The sequence below is a fragment of the Rhabdochlamydiaceae symbiont of Dictyostelium giganteum genome (genome assembly GCF_964291045.1).
Taxonomy (GTDB): Bacteria; Chlamydiota; Chlamydiia; order Chlamydiales; family Rhabdochlamydiaceae; genus PALSA-1444.
This window is the reverse complement of the sequence record NZ_OZ197277.1, coordinates 792932-807401: the sequence shown is the minus strand read 5'-3', so window position 1 is coordinate 807401 and position 14470 is coordinate 792932. Positions and strand designations below refer to the sequence as shown.

Sequence of the window (14470 nt, the reverse complement as noted above, 5' to 3'; positions counted from 1 at the left end):
GTTGCTTTTTAAAATGAGGTGTTAAGGATTAACACCTCATTTAAGGATCTCTAAATAGCTGTTTTTTCAGAATAGGGTAAAAAAACAGGGCGTTTAAAAATAGGGTGACCTTTAATCACAAAGATGTCTTTTTCCCAAGTTTTAGGCTGTTCATTCATCACAGAGCTCAGGATTGTTTGAGTCAGTTGTTCTTGAGTGATAGTTGAATTTTTAAAATTTTCTTCAAGAGAGGCTCCGACAAGAGACTCTTGTTCAGAAGAGTCAATATCCATTGTTTTTGAAACAGCAGATCTTACTCCAACAGCAATAAGTGCCATCACAAAAGAAAAAAGACGGTACTGAGAAAAAATCGTTTTTGCAGTTTGATAAACAGCCATAACTGTTGCGAGGTTATAGATCCATACTTTTGTATCGTAGTGTACTGTTCTTGCTAAAGGCGCGCTTTGTGTTTTTTCATAGACATTACGTGTCACATAACTAACCATAGGATTTAACGTCTTAGAAGCAATTAAATTAACAACACTCTCTAAAGAGCCTTTGTTCAATTCGAATTCTTTTTTTTCATTTTCTTTTTTATATGCAAATCGAATGCAAAATTCTTTAGACCAATCTACCTTAAATGATAATGACATAGTTCCCTTTTTCGAAAAAAATAATAATGCCTTAATTATGGAAGATTTCCTATTTGTTCGTCCACATTTAAGCGTTGAAGGGATTTATAATTTACCCTTTTCTTAAAAAATCTCTAGAGAAGCTAACCGCCTCTCTTTGGCTTTCATTTTCCTTAAAACACGCTTTTGTTCTGATTTACATGAAATTCTTTTGATTAAAGCCGTCTATTTTTGCACAATAATAGACATGATTTATAAAGTTCTTGGATTCTTGCTCCCTTCTTTACTGTGTGTAGCTTCTATGGACTATCATGTGCACTTTATAGGAATCAATGATTCAGAAGCGCTTAAAACGATTAAGAAAAGCTCATCTCTGATTACGCTTAAAGAAAAAAAACCTGTCTCTGTCAATGCGCTAAGATATAGAGCAGAATCCGATATTCCCGATATTCTCAAAGTTTTACATATCTATGGCTATTACGATGCAACAGCTTCAATTGAGGTTGTTAAAGAGAGTGAAGAGGCAGATGTTTTTGTCATGATCCATCCAGGACCTGTGTATACGATTCAAGCTTTTGAAATCACCTCATCGCTCGATGAACCCAAAGATGCCCCCTTACTTTTACAAACAAGGTACTTAAAACAGTTTCTTAATGCCCCAGCCAATACGTTTCAAATCATAGAAGCTGAGCAAAAGTTTCTCACGCATTTAAGCCAGCATGGCTACCCTCTTGCTTCTTTGATAGAGCGCAAAGTGACAGCTGATTATCTCTTAAAAACCGTTTCTATTCATTTAAGTGTTGACCCAGGATATGCCTGTTATTTTGGCCCTGTCAAAATAACAGGCGCCTATGGGGTGAAAAAACGGCTTTTTGAAAATAAAATTGCTTGGGATAGAGGAGAAATTTACGATACAAGGCTTGTCGAAGAGACACAAAAAAACCTTCTTGATACAGGTCTTTTTAGCTCTGTTATCATTACACATGAACCGATTGTAAGTGAAAAAGGTGAGCTTCCCCTCCGTATTGAAGCCATTGAAACGAAACATAAAAGCATCAATGTCGGGGTCAGCTACCAAACATTTTTTGGACCAGGTCTTACCTTTGGGTGGGAAAATCGCAATATTGGAGATTTAGGAAGAACGCTCTCGTTAAAAGGAGACGTCACATCAAGAACCCATACAGGAACTGCGACATTTTTCATCCCCGATTTTTGGAAAGTAGATCAAGACTGTGTCATTGAAGCGCAAGCTCAGCAAGAATCGATTATTGCGTATCATCAACACTCTTATCATCTCACTGAGCGTGTAGAGCGGCGTATTGGAACGAGCTATCAAGTGTCAGCAGGTCTTAAGTTAGAGAGGCTTTTAGTCTCTAATTCTGTGGCTAATGGAACATTTACTCTTGCAGAAGCTCCTTTATATTTTCGTAAAAGCTCAGCGAATCATCTGTTAGATCCCACTCAAGGACATACACTTGAGCTCAAAGTTATCCCCTCTGCAAACTTTTCTAGTTTAAGCAGGTATTATCTGTATAACTCCTTAACTTATGCAAGCTATACTCCCCTCACGCAAAATAACTCTGTTGTGTTAGCTCAGCAACTGATGTGTATGACCATTTTAAGTCCTAATTTAAGCTCTGTGCCTGTTCCTAAACGGGTTTTTGGCGGCTCTGATGATGACTTAAGAGGATACCGATTTAAAACAGTGAGCCCGTTACAAGGTCTTCAACCGATTGGAGGAAGATTTGGGCTCTTTTACACCTTTGAAAGCCGGTTTCGCCTCACCTCATCTATTGGCCTTGTCCCTTTTTTTGACATCGGCACTGTTGAGCTCTCTTCTATTCCTAAATGGAATCAAAAATGGTATCAATCAGCTGGTATTGGAATACGGTATTTCACCTTCCTAGGGCCTATTCGGTGTGACATGGCATTTCCTCTTAATCCTAGACCTGAAATTGATGCAAAGTACCGCCTTCTTGTTAGCATAGGACAAACATTTTAATGAAAAAAATACCTAGATTCTTCCTCCTTTTTCTTTCTTGCTCTCTCATTGCTATGGGAAGTCTCTTAATGCTTCTTCAAAGCTCTTGGATGAAAGGTCAGGTGATTGAGGTATTACGCTCTTATGCTTCCCAAATGGGAATGCAATTATCGATTCAAGATATGGAAGGCAAACTCCCCCTTAGCTGGAAATTCCATCATGTTCAATTGATTTTTCCTGAAGAAGAGAAAGCAGATATGGATCAGGTTGAACTCAGTATCGCATTACTTCCTCTTTTGAAAGGAGAAATCAAAATTGATACTCTCTATGCTCATCACATCCATTTTACTTATTCTCCGCATGCATTAAACTCTTCCTCTTCTTATCAATCTTACTTAGACCACTCTTTCTCTATCCGTCACTTCAATATTGAACAAATCAATGTCCTCAACCAAGTCACCCAGGAAAAAAATAGCTACAGCTTAAGAGGCCACGGTAAATGGGTGAAAAATGAACGGTTATCTCTTGCTTTTTCCCTGGAGTCTTTCGAGTCGAACTTAAAAATATCTCTTGAGGGACTCCCTCAGCTCAATCACTTTTTTGCCCATTGCAAATTAGAGATGCGCTCTTCAGAGGCGCTCTCCCCTTTTTACACCGTGCCTTATCAAATGGCAGGAGAGTGGAAATCTCACGTGGAAGGGTCTTGGGATGCATTTATGCATCTGATGAGCTCTACACCCTCTTTAGAAAAAGAGTCTCAACTTTCAGGAACGTTTACAGCTCATGTGACACAGTTTGATCATCCAGGCATGGTGCAAGAGACACTGCCTCTTACACTCTCCTCACATTTTGCCCTCCAAGATCTCGCTTCTTTAAATCTTCTCTCCTTTACTCTTGAGAGTCCTCTCCTTGATGTGAAAGGGCATGCACAGCTTAGCCCCAGCTCTATTTTAAGTGAGATTGAAGCAGATGTTTCTTTTCATAAACTCTCTTTGATCACTCCCTCTCTTGAAGGCGGAGCCAAAGGGTCTATTCTTCTCAATGACCATGAGATGAAATGCACACTCTTAGCTCCTGATCTTCAGATCAATCAGGTACGTTTTGATAAAAGTCTCTTTTCTTTTATAGCACATAAAGAAGCCTCTATCTGGAGCGGGCTTCTAGATATCAAAGGAGATCACCCTCTTTTAGGATTTGAAGCTTCTACAGCTGTTTTCTTTGATCCTTTAGTCTCTCTTTCACTCACCCGGTCTTCCATCAAATGCTTAAACAGCTGGGCTGCAGGAGAAATGGTGTACGATTTACAAAAAGAGAGCTTCCTTCAAGGATTAGCTTCTTTTCAAATTGGAGATCTCTCCATTTTTTCTCACCTCTTTGATCAATCTTTAAGCGGACAAGCTGGAGGCTCTTTACAGCTGAAAGAAGAAGGATGGCAAGGTGTTGTTGTTGCAAAACAGCTTAAACTTAATGAGTTTGTTTCTGACCGTATCGATTTAGATTTTTCACATTTTAACTTTTCTAATGAATACCGGGGTGTTTTAAATCTCTCATTTGGCCCTTCTTACGCCTATCAGCTCTATTTAAACTCTTTTGACTCTCATATCACATGGAATCAAGAGAATGTAAATTACACTATTGAGATGGGAGGTGAATGGAAGGGAGATTTTCACCTCTTTTCTAAAGGGCTCTTATCACAAAGTCCCTCAAGATTTCATCTGCAGTGTGAAGAATTTAAAGGCGTGATTCTTGATAAACAGTTTGTTCTTCAAAATCCATGTAAAATAGATTTTACTCAAGAGCAATTTAAAATGGATGTTCTTGATCTTTTAATTGATGAAGGGTCTTTATTACTCTCTTCTTCTTTTAACAAGACTAAAGCGTTTTTTCAAATGAAAGCAGAACATTTCCCCCTTGATTTTCTCACCCTTCTTTCTCCCAGATATTCTTTAACGGGCCTTTCCTCTTTTGATATCGAGTTAGAAGGTGATCCCTCTTCTCTTGAAGGTCACATGAGCGGTCTTTTAGAGCATGCAAATATCTATCCTGCTGGAAATGAAACCCCAATTCAAACAAAGGGAAATATTCAGGCTCATTTTTCTAAAAATACCCTGCAAATTCACTCCTATATTGTGGCAACGGATCAACAAGTTTGTGAATGCTCTGCAACACTCCCTTTTGCCTTCAATTTAAATCCTCTCTCTTTTACCTTAACTCAAGATGAACCCCTCACAGGTCAATGCACTGTAGAAGGACATATTGAACAACTCTTTGATTTTATCAATCTAGGCTCTCAACGTATCGGCGGATTTCTCTCTTCACGTCTTCTCTTAAGCGGAACACTTAATCAACCGATTTTAAATGGATCTCTCTCGCTTCAAGAAGGATTTTATGATAACTACTTTATTGGAATTTCTCTTAAAAATAGCTATATTGAGGCGTTAGCAGAAGCTCATAAAATTACACTCCAAGAGATCACGCTAACAGATGGAGAACTAGGCTCTTCTCAAATGACAGGTATTATTCATCTCAATGAGCTTTTTTCATTTTCCATTAAAGGGGCTGTCGATAAATTCCGTCTGATTAAGCTCGATTGGTTAACCACAACTGCCTCTGGCCCTTTTATCATTGAAGGGGATATTGAAAAAGCCACCGTTAAAGGCGATTTAAAGCTCAAACACGGAAATATTACCATTCCTGAGCAACTCCCTTTTGAGCTTCCCATACTTGATATCACCCTCATTAATCAGCCCAAATCCCACCATGCAAAGCTCAAATATTCCAAACCCTACCCCATTCACTACGATCTAGATCTATATTCTGAGCACAATTTATTTCTTTCAGGACGAGGCGTAGATGCAGAACTAGAAGGAAGAGTGCATCTTTCTGGTCAAAATTTAGCCATTGTTTTGGGAGGAAAACTTGAAACAAAAACAGGATCTTTCTCTTGCGCAGGCAAGAAATTTAAAATCACAAATGGAGAGCTTCTCTTCTCAGAAAGCCTCCATTTTCTCAATATGACAAGTCATATTGAGCTACCCGATCTTTCTGTCACTGTGCATTTAAGAGGACCTCTGAGAAGTCCTCAGCTGATCTTTGAATCAAGCCCTTCTCTACCGACAAGTTCTATTTTAGCAAGGATTTTATTTAATAAAGACATTGCAGAGCTCTCTGCTCCTCAAGCTTTGCAGCTCGCTAATACCATTGTGACTTTATCAGGAAATACAGGCCCAAATGTTTTAGAATCAATCCGAAAAGGGCTTGGGATTGACGCGCTTTCTTTTACCTCTTCAGATGATGCCAATCAAGTGTTTGTGCAAATTGGAAAATATCTTACAGAAGGAGTGCTTGTAACTTTAATCCAAGGAGCTGAAAGCAGTCATGTGAAAGTAGAAGTGGCTCTCAAAGCAGGATTTGCGCTTGAAGCGGAAACTCAAGAGAACAACCAAGGGAAATTTTCTCTTAAATGGAATGCGACCTATTAGAGAATTTTTAAGGGATCAAGCGGGTTTGAATAAAAAAATAATCCACCTTCTTTTTTTATTTGAAATCCCCTCTCTTTTTGATATAGTTGTACTAACCTTAACAAGAGGATGACATCTATGGCTGAAGTTCTAAATCACATCCACCAAGCGCCCGTGTTACAAGAGCCGTCTTTGCCTGCTGAAAAGCTTGATTTTTCACATCAAGTTGAACTAAAAGAGGCGAATTTAGGACAACTGATTTCTCAAACTTATCTTCTTGTTGAAACAGCCTCTCAAAATAAAGCACACCTTAAACTCGATGAGTTAGAAGCGCTTCAACAACAACTCTCTCATACCACGACCTTTTTAACAAAAATTGAAACAGAACTTGCAAAAGATCATTTTGTAAAAACAGTCAATATGGCAGATGATCACGCCCTTGTTCAAACTATGTATGAACTGACTGACATTCCTCTTCTTAATGGAAAAACATCTTGGACACGTGAAGAAGCAGAAAGCATTAGATCCAGTTTAACCCGTCACAGTCAGCTTCATATGCAAAAAGTGCAGCAGTGCTCAAGCAGCGTTAACAGGGTGATTGAAGAGGGTATCGAGCTTCTTCATATCGCACGTAAATGTTTGGATATGCTCCATGGACTTCATCAAACATTTACCCGCAACCAAAGAGGCTAATACGTTGCAACAAGAGCAAATGGTGTACACACAGGCTGTCCAAGAGTATGAAAAAGGGAACTACTTAAACGCTCACGACCTTTTTCTTCTCTTCTCTTCTCAAAACCCTCTACAAAAAGAGGGTTGGCAAGGACTTGCCGCGTGTCAACAAATGCAAAAAGCATATAGTGATTCCCTTACATCTTGGGCAATGACAGCGCTTCTTGATGCTTCTGACCCTTATCCACATTTTCATGCAGCAGAGTGCTTCATAGCCCAAAATAACTTTCCTGAAGCTCAAAAAACGCTTACAAAAGCTCTCTCTCTTCCTTGTACTGAGCTTTTATTAGAACAAATTCACTCTTTAACAAAGGTACTCAATCATGCCTAGTCCTGAAGTTAGCTCTATTTCCTCTTCTTTGATTCCCTCTCTTTCCCCTTCTAAAAACCTCTTTGAGCCTTCAAAACCCCTCATTCCTCGGTTGATCTCAAATTACCAAACCTTTCATAAAACGCTAGAAGCTGTCTCTCACGTTTCTATCGATACCATTGAAAGAGAGCACCAAGAGCTGAAAATACTGTCTCAAAAAGAATTCTCTCTTTTACAGAAAAAAGCAGAATGCGCTCTTGTAGAAGAGTCGTGGTCAACACTTTCAACTGTTGCTAATTACACAGCAACAGCTTGTAACTTAGGCCTCGCTTATCTCTTATCGCATGGTAGAGCCAATCAACAAAATGCTTGGACTCTTCTTGCCGTAGGCGGACTTAATGCACTCCATCTTTGCATTGAGAGGCTCGGTGGATGGGATAGACTCTTAGAACCTCTTTCTCAACATCATAGTATAGCTCAAGACCGCCTTAAAACTTTGGCTCCGATGGTCTTCTTTTTAGCGAATACTCTTCTCACTTCTTTATCTTTAAGACATCATGAGGCCATACCCGCTTCTCATCAAACATTAGTTTCTTTGCTTAAGCAAGTCCCTGCAGGACTTAGCGCTGTAGCGACATTAAAAGATCACTACTTAAAGACTATTAAAAGCCAATCAGAGATACATATCGCTCAAAATGCAGGTCAAATTAAATACCATCAAGACCATGTGGATCTCTTTACAACACTACTTGATCTATCGATTCAACAAACTAGATCTATTAAAACAAATTTAAAAAAACCGATACTGTCGCTGATCCAGGCAAACAGTACGGCTGCCCAAAAAGTTTAGGAGGAATGAACCCATGCCTATGTCTGCTATTCAAAGAGCTGAAAAAGTCTTGCTTAACATTTGCTTTGATTTAAGAAAAATTCAAGTTAATAGTTTGGAATTTCAATCAAAGATTAATAAAGATACACAAACTGTGTATTCTCAAAAAATCCATCATGCCCGTGTTAAAACAGGTATTGATATCTTTACACTTGCAGCAGGAATGTCTTCTTTAGCACAAAAAGCTGAATGGATTCCTTATGCTGTTCCGTCTGAAGCCATTCAACCGACCACTAATATGATCAATGGATTTTGGGCTCAGCCAAAAGATATTTCTCATGATATGGAGATGCATAAATTTAACGCGCAAGCTCAAGAAAATACCACTTGGACTTCTGGAATAGGAAGTATCCTTCAAACCTATGAAAGAGCGCTTGAGCAACTCCGTTCAGTGGAAAATAATATCCGCTCTTAACGGATTAAACTCTATTCATATTAAAAGCGCCCTCATTGGGGCGCTTTTTTTAACTCTTAACGCTCTCTTTTCTTAAATTCTTTCTGTTTTACAACTCTTAATGACTCCAAAAAATGTTTGAATCTGTATGATGATAAAAAAAGGATCGAAATTGCATAATCATCAGGGAGAAAAACAGGTACTCTCTCCTCTTTTATACTGGATTAAAGAGCAGTGCGGATGGATTGAGAATTTTGGGGAATATCTGTGCTTTTGCTTTGATATTATTAAAGCCTCTTGTCATAAACGCCCCTCTTTTAAGCTGTGCCTAAGACAGCTCTATGATATTGGGGTTGCCTCTCTTCCTGTTGTGATTATCACCGGATTTTTTACCGGCATGGTTCTAGCTGCGCAAGCAGTCTATCAGCTCTCTGATAAAGGGCTCTCAAGTGTGACAGGGTTATTAGTTGCAAAAGCAATGATCACAGAGCTTGGCCCTGTTTTAACAGCTTTTATGGTGACAGGAAGAGTGGGGGCAGCTATTTGCGCAGAACTTGGCACCATGCATGTAACAGAGCAGATTGATGCTTTAGAGACCATGGCTATTAGTCCTAAACAATATCTTGTAGCCCCAAGGCTTATTGCTGGGACAGTGGCAATGCCCCTTTTAACTATTTTTAGCATGGTCACAGGCATTTTAGGAGGGTGTTTAATCGCCTCTACATTTTTTCATATCCCTCCCTCTTCTTACTTTGATCCGATGCCGATGCAAATCACGCTCTTTGATCTTTTAACAGGCGTGATTAAGTCTTTGATTTTTGGTCTTTTAATCATGACTATTGGGTGCTTTAAAGGGATGAAGGCATCAGGCGGGGCTGCAGGTGTTGGAAAAGCGATTACAAGTAGTGTTGTGATCACCTACTGCTCGATTTTACTCACGAATTTCTTTTTAACCCTCTCGCTGAATATCTTTTACACGCAATTTCAAAAGGGTCTCTAAGTCATGCAAACGCCTCTCATCCGCATCCGAGATCTTTCAAAACGGTTTCATCAAAAAGAGATTCTTAAAAAGTTAAATCTCGATATCTACCCAGGCGAGACTTTAGTGATTTTGGGAAAATCAGGAACAGGAAAGAGCGTCTTACTGAAACACATCATCGGACTTTCAAAAGCAGATAGCGGATCCATTGAAATTGGGGATAAGTCACTAGCTAATCTCTCCTCTTCTGATCTTTACCAAATCACTATTGAAATGGGAATGCTCTTTCAGGGAGCTGCTCTTTTTGACTCCATGACGGTAGAAGAAAATACTGGGTTCTTTTTACGCCATCATGGTGATCTTAAGCAAAAAAAACCTCTTTCTGAAGAAGAAATTACCCTAAGAGTTAAAGATGCGCTTAAACGTGTAGGATTGATTGAGGCTTTAACGAAGATGCCGTCTGAGCTCTCTGGCGGGATGAAAAAAAGAGCTGCTCTTGCAAGGCTCATTGTGTATAACCCCTCCATTATCTTATATGATGAACCAACAACTGGACTTGACCCCATCACTTCCATGCAAATTAATGAATTGATTGTTAAAACGCAGCAAGAGCTAAAAGCGACAAGCGTTGTGGTGACTCACGATATTTTATCTGCTCTTTATGTCGGAGATCGCTTAGCGCTTATGGAAGACGGCGTTATCATCCATATTGATAGAAAAGATCTTTTTATGAATATTTGTCATCCCACCATTGAATTTTTAAAAACAACCGTTCCAAAAGACGCTTATATGAGGAAAAATATCACATGACACAGCAAACGAAAAACTTTCTCATCGGTCTTTTTTTCACCACCGCTATTGGTTTTTTTGTCACTCTCGTGTTGTTTTTAAAGCCCTCAATTGGAGATGAAAAACAAACAATTTTTGTCAGGTTTTCAGACATTAATAAAGTGAATGTAGGAACAAGAGTCCTTTTTGCTGGAAAAGCGATTGGAGAAGTGACAGCAATCCATGAAATTTATCATGCAAGAGAGACGCAGCCAACAGATGAACTGGGAAGACTTTTTTTCTATCAGCTGACCCTTAAAATTGACTCTAAAGTGCATGTCTACTCCACAGATGAAATTTCTATCCAAACATCTGGTCTTTTAGGAGAAAAATCGATATCCATTACTCCTAAAGCCCCTATTAAAGGAGAGACGCCAGAACGTATTACAGATAAAATACCTTTCTATGCTGACTCTGTTGATCCAATTGAAAACACCTTTAATTCGATGTCAGAGCTAGGAGAAAAGCTTAATGTTACCGTAAGTCAAGTCAATGCATGGCTCAGTCACAATCAAGATGAACTCTCTTTAGCAGTCAGCTCTTTTACAAAAGCTACAAATCAAATCAATGCGCTCATTTTATCGATGAATGAAGAAAAGCTCATTCCTAAATTTCAAGAGATTACAACAAGTTCTATCCAGGTAATGAATAAACTAGATCACGCCTTAGCTATCATGAATGACAATCAAGTGTCTGAAAAGATTGTGCATCTTATTAAAAATTTAGATAACGCTTCAAACTCTTTAAAGGACATCTTTCAAAATATGGCGTCTCCTCAGGGTACTTTAGGAAAGCTCATCTCTTCAGATGATATGTATTTAAGAGTGACAGCTCTTTTAAGTAAAGTGGACACGCTCATGAATGATGTGAATCACTACGGACTTCTCTTTCATCTTAATAAAGGGTGGCAACGCAGCCGGCTGAAAAGAGCTCATCAGCTAGAGGCTCTTAAATCCCCAGCTTCTTTTAAGACCTATTTTGAAGAAGAGGTAGACTCCATTAACCTCTCGATGACAAGACTTAGTAAACTGATTGATAAAGCTCAAGGAAATCCCCAAGCTGAAATGTTATCAAACCCTCAATTTCAAGAAGATTTTGCCCTCCTTCTTCGGCAAATTGATACCATGAGTAGCCAGCTTAATTTATATAATGAGCAGTATAATGAGCGTGTTAAGCCATAATCATTAAAAAAATGAAAGCGGCAAGGAACAAAATCCCCTCATCAAAGATAAGGCTTTTTTGATCTCTTGCCCCTTAATGGACATCCTCTTGGTTGCATAAGCTCTTAAGGTGCTCTCCCCTATACAACTCTATGTATATGCAGGAAGACTACCTGAAAAGTTACAGAGGGAGGCTGTTAAGAAGACTGAGTACGAAAGAGCCTATCCATTTGAACTTGCGCTCTATATACATCTATCCCTTCATCGATATATCTTTTGATGAATGCGTCATAATCATACAACACATTATTATAGATGACAGGACGCTCTGGCTTATCTTGAAGATACGGACAAATATCTGTAGCTGTTAACTTTCTATCTAAGGTAGGGAGGAGTTCCCAGGCTATAACAGACACTCTTCTTTGATACCGTTTCCAAGGGCTCCAGGCAGATAAAAAGACTTCAAATTCAGCTTCTGTTGCATGTTGTAAAACATCTCTTCCAATGGAATCGATATCCTCATCTGAGATAGCTACACATCTTCTAAAGAGCATATTTTTCATATGTATGGGAAGGTTTAACATTTTTTGTAACCGAGTATGAAAGGCCATGTAAACCTCTACTTCATCAATAAAGTTAAGCTTGTTAACGCATATTTTAATTTTTTTATCTAGTTTTTCCATGAAGAAAAACCCTTTTCCTGCAGTTTTGAGCTCTTCAGCCGTTATTGAGGGATGTTCTAATGCACGGCGCATTTGATCAATCATAATATCATTCAAGGTAGCCATAACAAGGTCATCACAGGAAGAGAGGCCTTGATGGATAAGAAAAGCCGTATGATGACACACCTCTTCATCTTCACTCATCCTTTGCATGATCTGCAGTATCCGCTTTGCAAGATACGGCCTAGTCGTAGCATTATGATAATCTGCTGTTCCTGTAAGACGCGTAAGAAATGATAAAAGATTTTTTTTATCTTGTATTTCAGTAAGTCTGTGGTGAAGCTCTTTAGACAGCTCTTTAATGTTGATAAAAGATTCCTCTTCTGTGCATTCTTGCCAAAACTCAAGGGCAGGAAGAAGTTCTGTAAAATCTATAACATATTCCTCTAAAGCTTCTTGAGAAACATAAAACTGAACCCCTCTCATACCCCGAGCTTGTTCTTGCAACCTAGAAAGAACAGCAGGAGAGAGCCCGGTTCCTGTGAGGTTTACGGTGCGCTGAGATCGAGATCTCATGCCTAACGTGCCTATCCAATTGGGTAAAGATGTGAGACTACGGCAGCCCTCTAAGTTCAAATTTCCTTTAAGCCTCATGCTATTAGGCAATGCAGTTAGAGCTGTACAACCAGAAAGATTAAGGTCTTCTCCTACCTGAAGCCCTTCAGGTAGAGATGTAAGACTTGTACAATTAGAAAGATTAAGGTCTTCTTCTACCTGAAGCCCTTCAGGTAGAGATGTAAGACTTGTACAATTAGAAAGATTAAGGTTTTCTCCTACCTGAAGCCCTTCAGGTAGAGATGTAAGACTTGTACAATTAGAGAGATTAAGAATCCCTCTTACCCGAAGTCCTTCAGGAAGAGACCTAATCGCTGTACAATTAGAGAGATTAAGATCTCCTTCTACCTGAAGCCCTTCAGGTAGAGATATAAGTCCTGTACAACCAGAAAGATTAAGATCACCTTTTACTTTAAGCCCTTCAGGTAGAGATGTAAAACCTGTACAACCAGAAAGATTAAGATCTCCTTGCACTTCAAACCCTTCGGGGAAAGATGTAAGGCCTGTGCAATGAGAGAGATCAAGAGCTCCTTCTATCTTAAGCCCTTTAGGAAGAGATGTAAAACCTGTGCAATGAGAGAGATTAAGGTGATACCATGCTGTAAGTCCTTCAGGAAGAGATGTAAGATTTGTACAATGAGAGAGATCAAGAATTCTTCTTACTTGAGCCCCTTCAAAAAGAGATATAAGAGCATTTTTTCCCTTAAGCTCTTCAGGAAGAGATGTAAAACCTGTACAATGAGAGAGATTAAGGTCTCCTCCTACCTGAAGCCCTCCAGGTAGAAAAGATTAAGGTTTCCTCCTACTTGAAATCCTTCAAGAAGAGATGTAATACCTGTACAATGAGAGAGATCAAGAAAACCTTTGATCTTTAAATCTTGAGGAAGAGAGATAAGATTTTCGCAACCCAAAAGGCTAAGGGAGCCGCCCACTTTAAAACCTTTTGGTAAAGCCGTCAGCGCTTTGCAACTAGCAAGGTCAAGAGAACCTCCTACCGTAAAATTTTCAGGTAAATGTGTCACAGCACTACACAGAAAGAGATTACAATCCCCTCCTACCCAAAGCTCTTCAGGAAGAGATGTAAGGCTTCTAAGCTCACGGGCAGCGAGATATCCACCTACTTTAAGACTCTTAGGAAAAGATGTAAGGTTTGTACACCTATAGATATCTAGATTCCCTTTTACCTCAAGTCCTTCAGAAAGAGAGGTAAGACCCATGCAATTAGAGAGTGCAATATTTTTTCCTACATTAAGTACTTGGGGTAAAACTATAGGTTTAGCACAAGATTTAATAGAGAGATTTTCTCCAACTTCCAATGTATTAGCTAAAGCGAAAGGAGCGCTTAAGTTTGTAAAATGCACATTATCTTTAACTTTGAGTTTATGGAACCAAGAATACAACATCTCTTGATCAGCATCACCCATCTCAGTATCAAGAAGTTTTGAAAGGCAAATATCCTCACAGGTAAACGATCCCTCTATTTCAACATCTTTAGATCTTAAAAGGGCCAAAGAGCGAAAATTAGAAGGATCAATTTTTACAGAACCTTTAATGAGAATTTGATGAGGCAATTGTTCTATATTTGTTAAACAATATAATTTTTCTGCAGAAATTACTTTACGAGACTCTGTATGCTGAAGGTTAGAAGCATACGTAAGATCATGAGCCGGCTGCCCGCCAATATTTGGAATATGCATGAAAATCCTGAGTATATTGTTTATAAATTGCTTTTAATTGTGACTACTATTATCACGATAACATTAACTTTATCATAATTGTTTTTTAATTAAAATTAAAATAATTTGAAATTATCCAGATGCCTTATCGTCTACGCAAATAGGTGTACAC

12 protein-coding genes are annotated in these 14470 nt (G+C 38.9%); 9 read left to right on the top strand and 3 right to left on the bottom strand.

Going from position 1 to position 14470, the window contains the following annotated elements; all coding sequences use genetic code 11:
- Positions 1 to 50 precede the first annotated feature (50 nt).
- Positions 51 to 632 carry a hypothetical protein gene (locus tag ACI7T6_RS02830; protein WP_404666078.1) on the bottom strand — a complete coding sequence of 194 codons (582 nt, stop codon included), beginning with the start codon at positions 630 to 632 and terminating at the stop codon, positions 51 to 53.
- Between the two features lie 226 nt (positions 633 to 858).
- Between ACI7T6_RS02830 and ACI7T6_RS02825 the strand changes: the two genes are divergently transcribed.
- From ACI7T6_RS02825 to ACI7T6_RS02785, 9 genes are all read left to right on the top strand, one after another.
- On the top strand, positions 859 to 2613 hold the full coding sequence (locus ACI7T6_RS02825; protein WP_404666077.1) for an autotransporter assembly complex family protein: 1755 nt from the start codon (positions 859 to 861) through the stop codon (positions 2611 to 2613).
- Entirely contained in the window at positions 2613 to 6074 is a 3462-nt protein-coding gene (locus tag ACI7T6_RS02820) for a translocation/assembly module TamB domain-containing protein (protein WP_404666076.1), read from the top strand. The genes ACI7T6_RS02825 and ACI7T6_RS02820 overlap by 1 nt, the downstream gene beginning before the upstream one ends.
- A 117-nt stretch (positions 6075 to 6191) precedes the next feature.
- Positions 6192 to 6746, top strand: coding sequence for a hypothetical protein (locus ACI7T6_RS02815; RefSeq protein WP_404666075.1), 555 nt, complete (start codon positions 6192 to 6194; stop codon positions 6744 to 6746).
- Positions 6706 to 7116: a hypothetical protein gene (locus ACI7T6_RS02810; protein ID WP_404666074.1), complete on the top strand. Its 411-nt coding sequence runs from the start codon at positions 6706 to 6708 to the stop codon at positions 7114 to 7116. Before ACI7T6_RS02815 ends, ACI7T6_RS02810 begins: the two co-directional genes overlap by 41 nt.
- Positions 7109 to 7945, top strand: coding sequence for a hypothetical protein (locus tag ACI7T6_RS02805; protein ID WP_404666073.1), 837 nt, complete (start codon positions 7109 to 7111; stop codon positions 7943 to 7945). The genes ACI7T6_RS02810 and ACI7T6_RS02805 overlap by 8 nt, the downstream gene beginning before the upstream one ends.
- Before the next feature lie 13 nt (positions 7946 to 7958).
- Positions 7959 to 8399 (top strand): hypothetical protein, encoded by a 441-nt coding sequence (locus tag ACI7T6_RS02800; protein WP_404666072.1) that lies wholly within the window; start codon positions 7959 to 7961, stop codon positions 8397 to 8399.
- A 151-nt stretch (positions 8400 to 8550) separates the two neighbouring features.
- Complete coding sequence (locus ACI7T6_RS02795; protein WP_404666071.1) at positions 8551 to 9378, top strand: MlaE family ABC transporter permease; 828 nt, start codon at positions 8551 to 8553, stop codon at positions 9376 to 9378.
- A 3-nt stretch (positions 9379 to 9381) separates the two neighbouring features.
- Positions 9382 to 10167, top strand: coding sequence for an ABC transporter ATP-binding protein (locus tag ACI7T6_RS02790; RefSeq protein ID WP_404666070.1), 786 nt, complete (start codon positions 9382 to 9384; stop codon positions 10165 to 10167).
- A complete protein-coding gene (locus tag ACI7T6_RS02785; RefSeq protein ID WP_404666069.1) occupies positions 10164 to 11366 on the top strand; it encodes an MlaD family protein in 1203 nt (400 codons plus the stop codon). Before ACI7T6_RS02790 ends, ACI7T6_RS02785 begins: the two co-directional genes overlap by 4 nt.
- Positions 11367 to 11542: 176 nt before the next feature.
- On the opposite strand, the gene ACI7T6_RS02780 is transcribed toward ACI7T6_RS02785, so the two are convergent.
- On the bottom strand, positions 11543 to 13096 hold the full coding sequence (locus ACI7T6_RS02780) for an NEL-type E3 ubiquitin ligase domain-containing protein (RefSeq protein ID WP_404666068.1): 1554 nt from the start codon (positions 13094 to 13096) through the stop codon (positions 11543 to 11545).
- Positions 13097 to 13383: 287 nt separating this feature from the next.
- Positions 13384 to 14319 carry a hypothetical protein gene (locus ACI7T6_RS02775; RefSeq protein ID WP_404666067.1) on the bottom strand — a complete coding sequence of 312 codons (936 nt, stop codon included), beginning with the start codon at positions 14317 to 14319 and terminating at the stop codon, positions 13384 to 13386.
- Between the last annotated feature and the right edge of the window lie 151 nt (positions 14320 to 14470).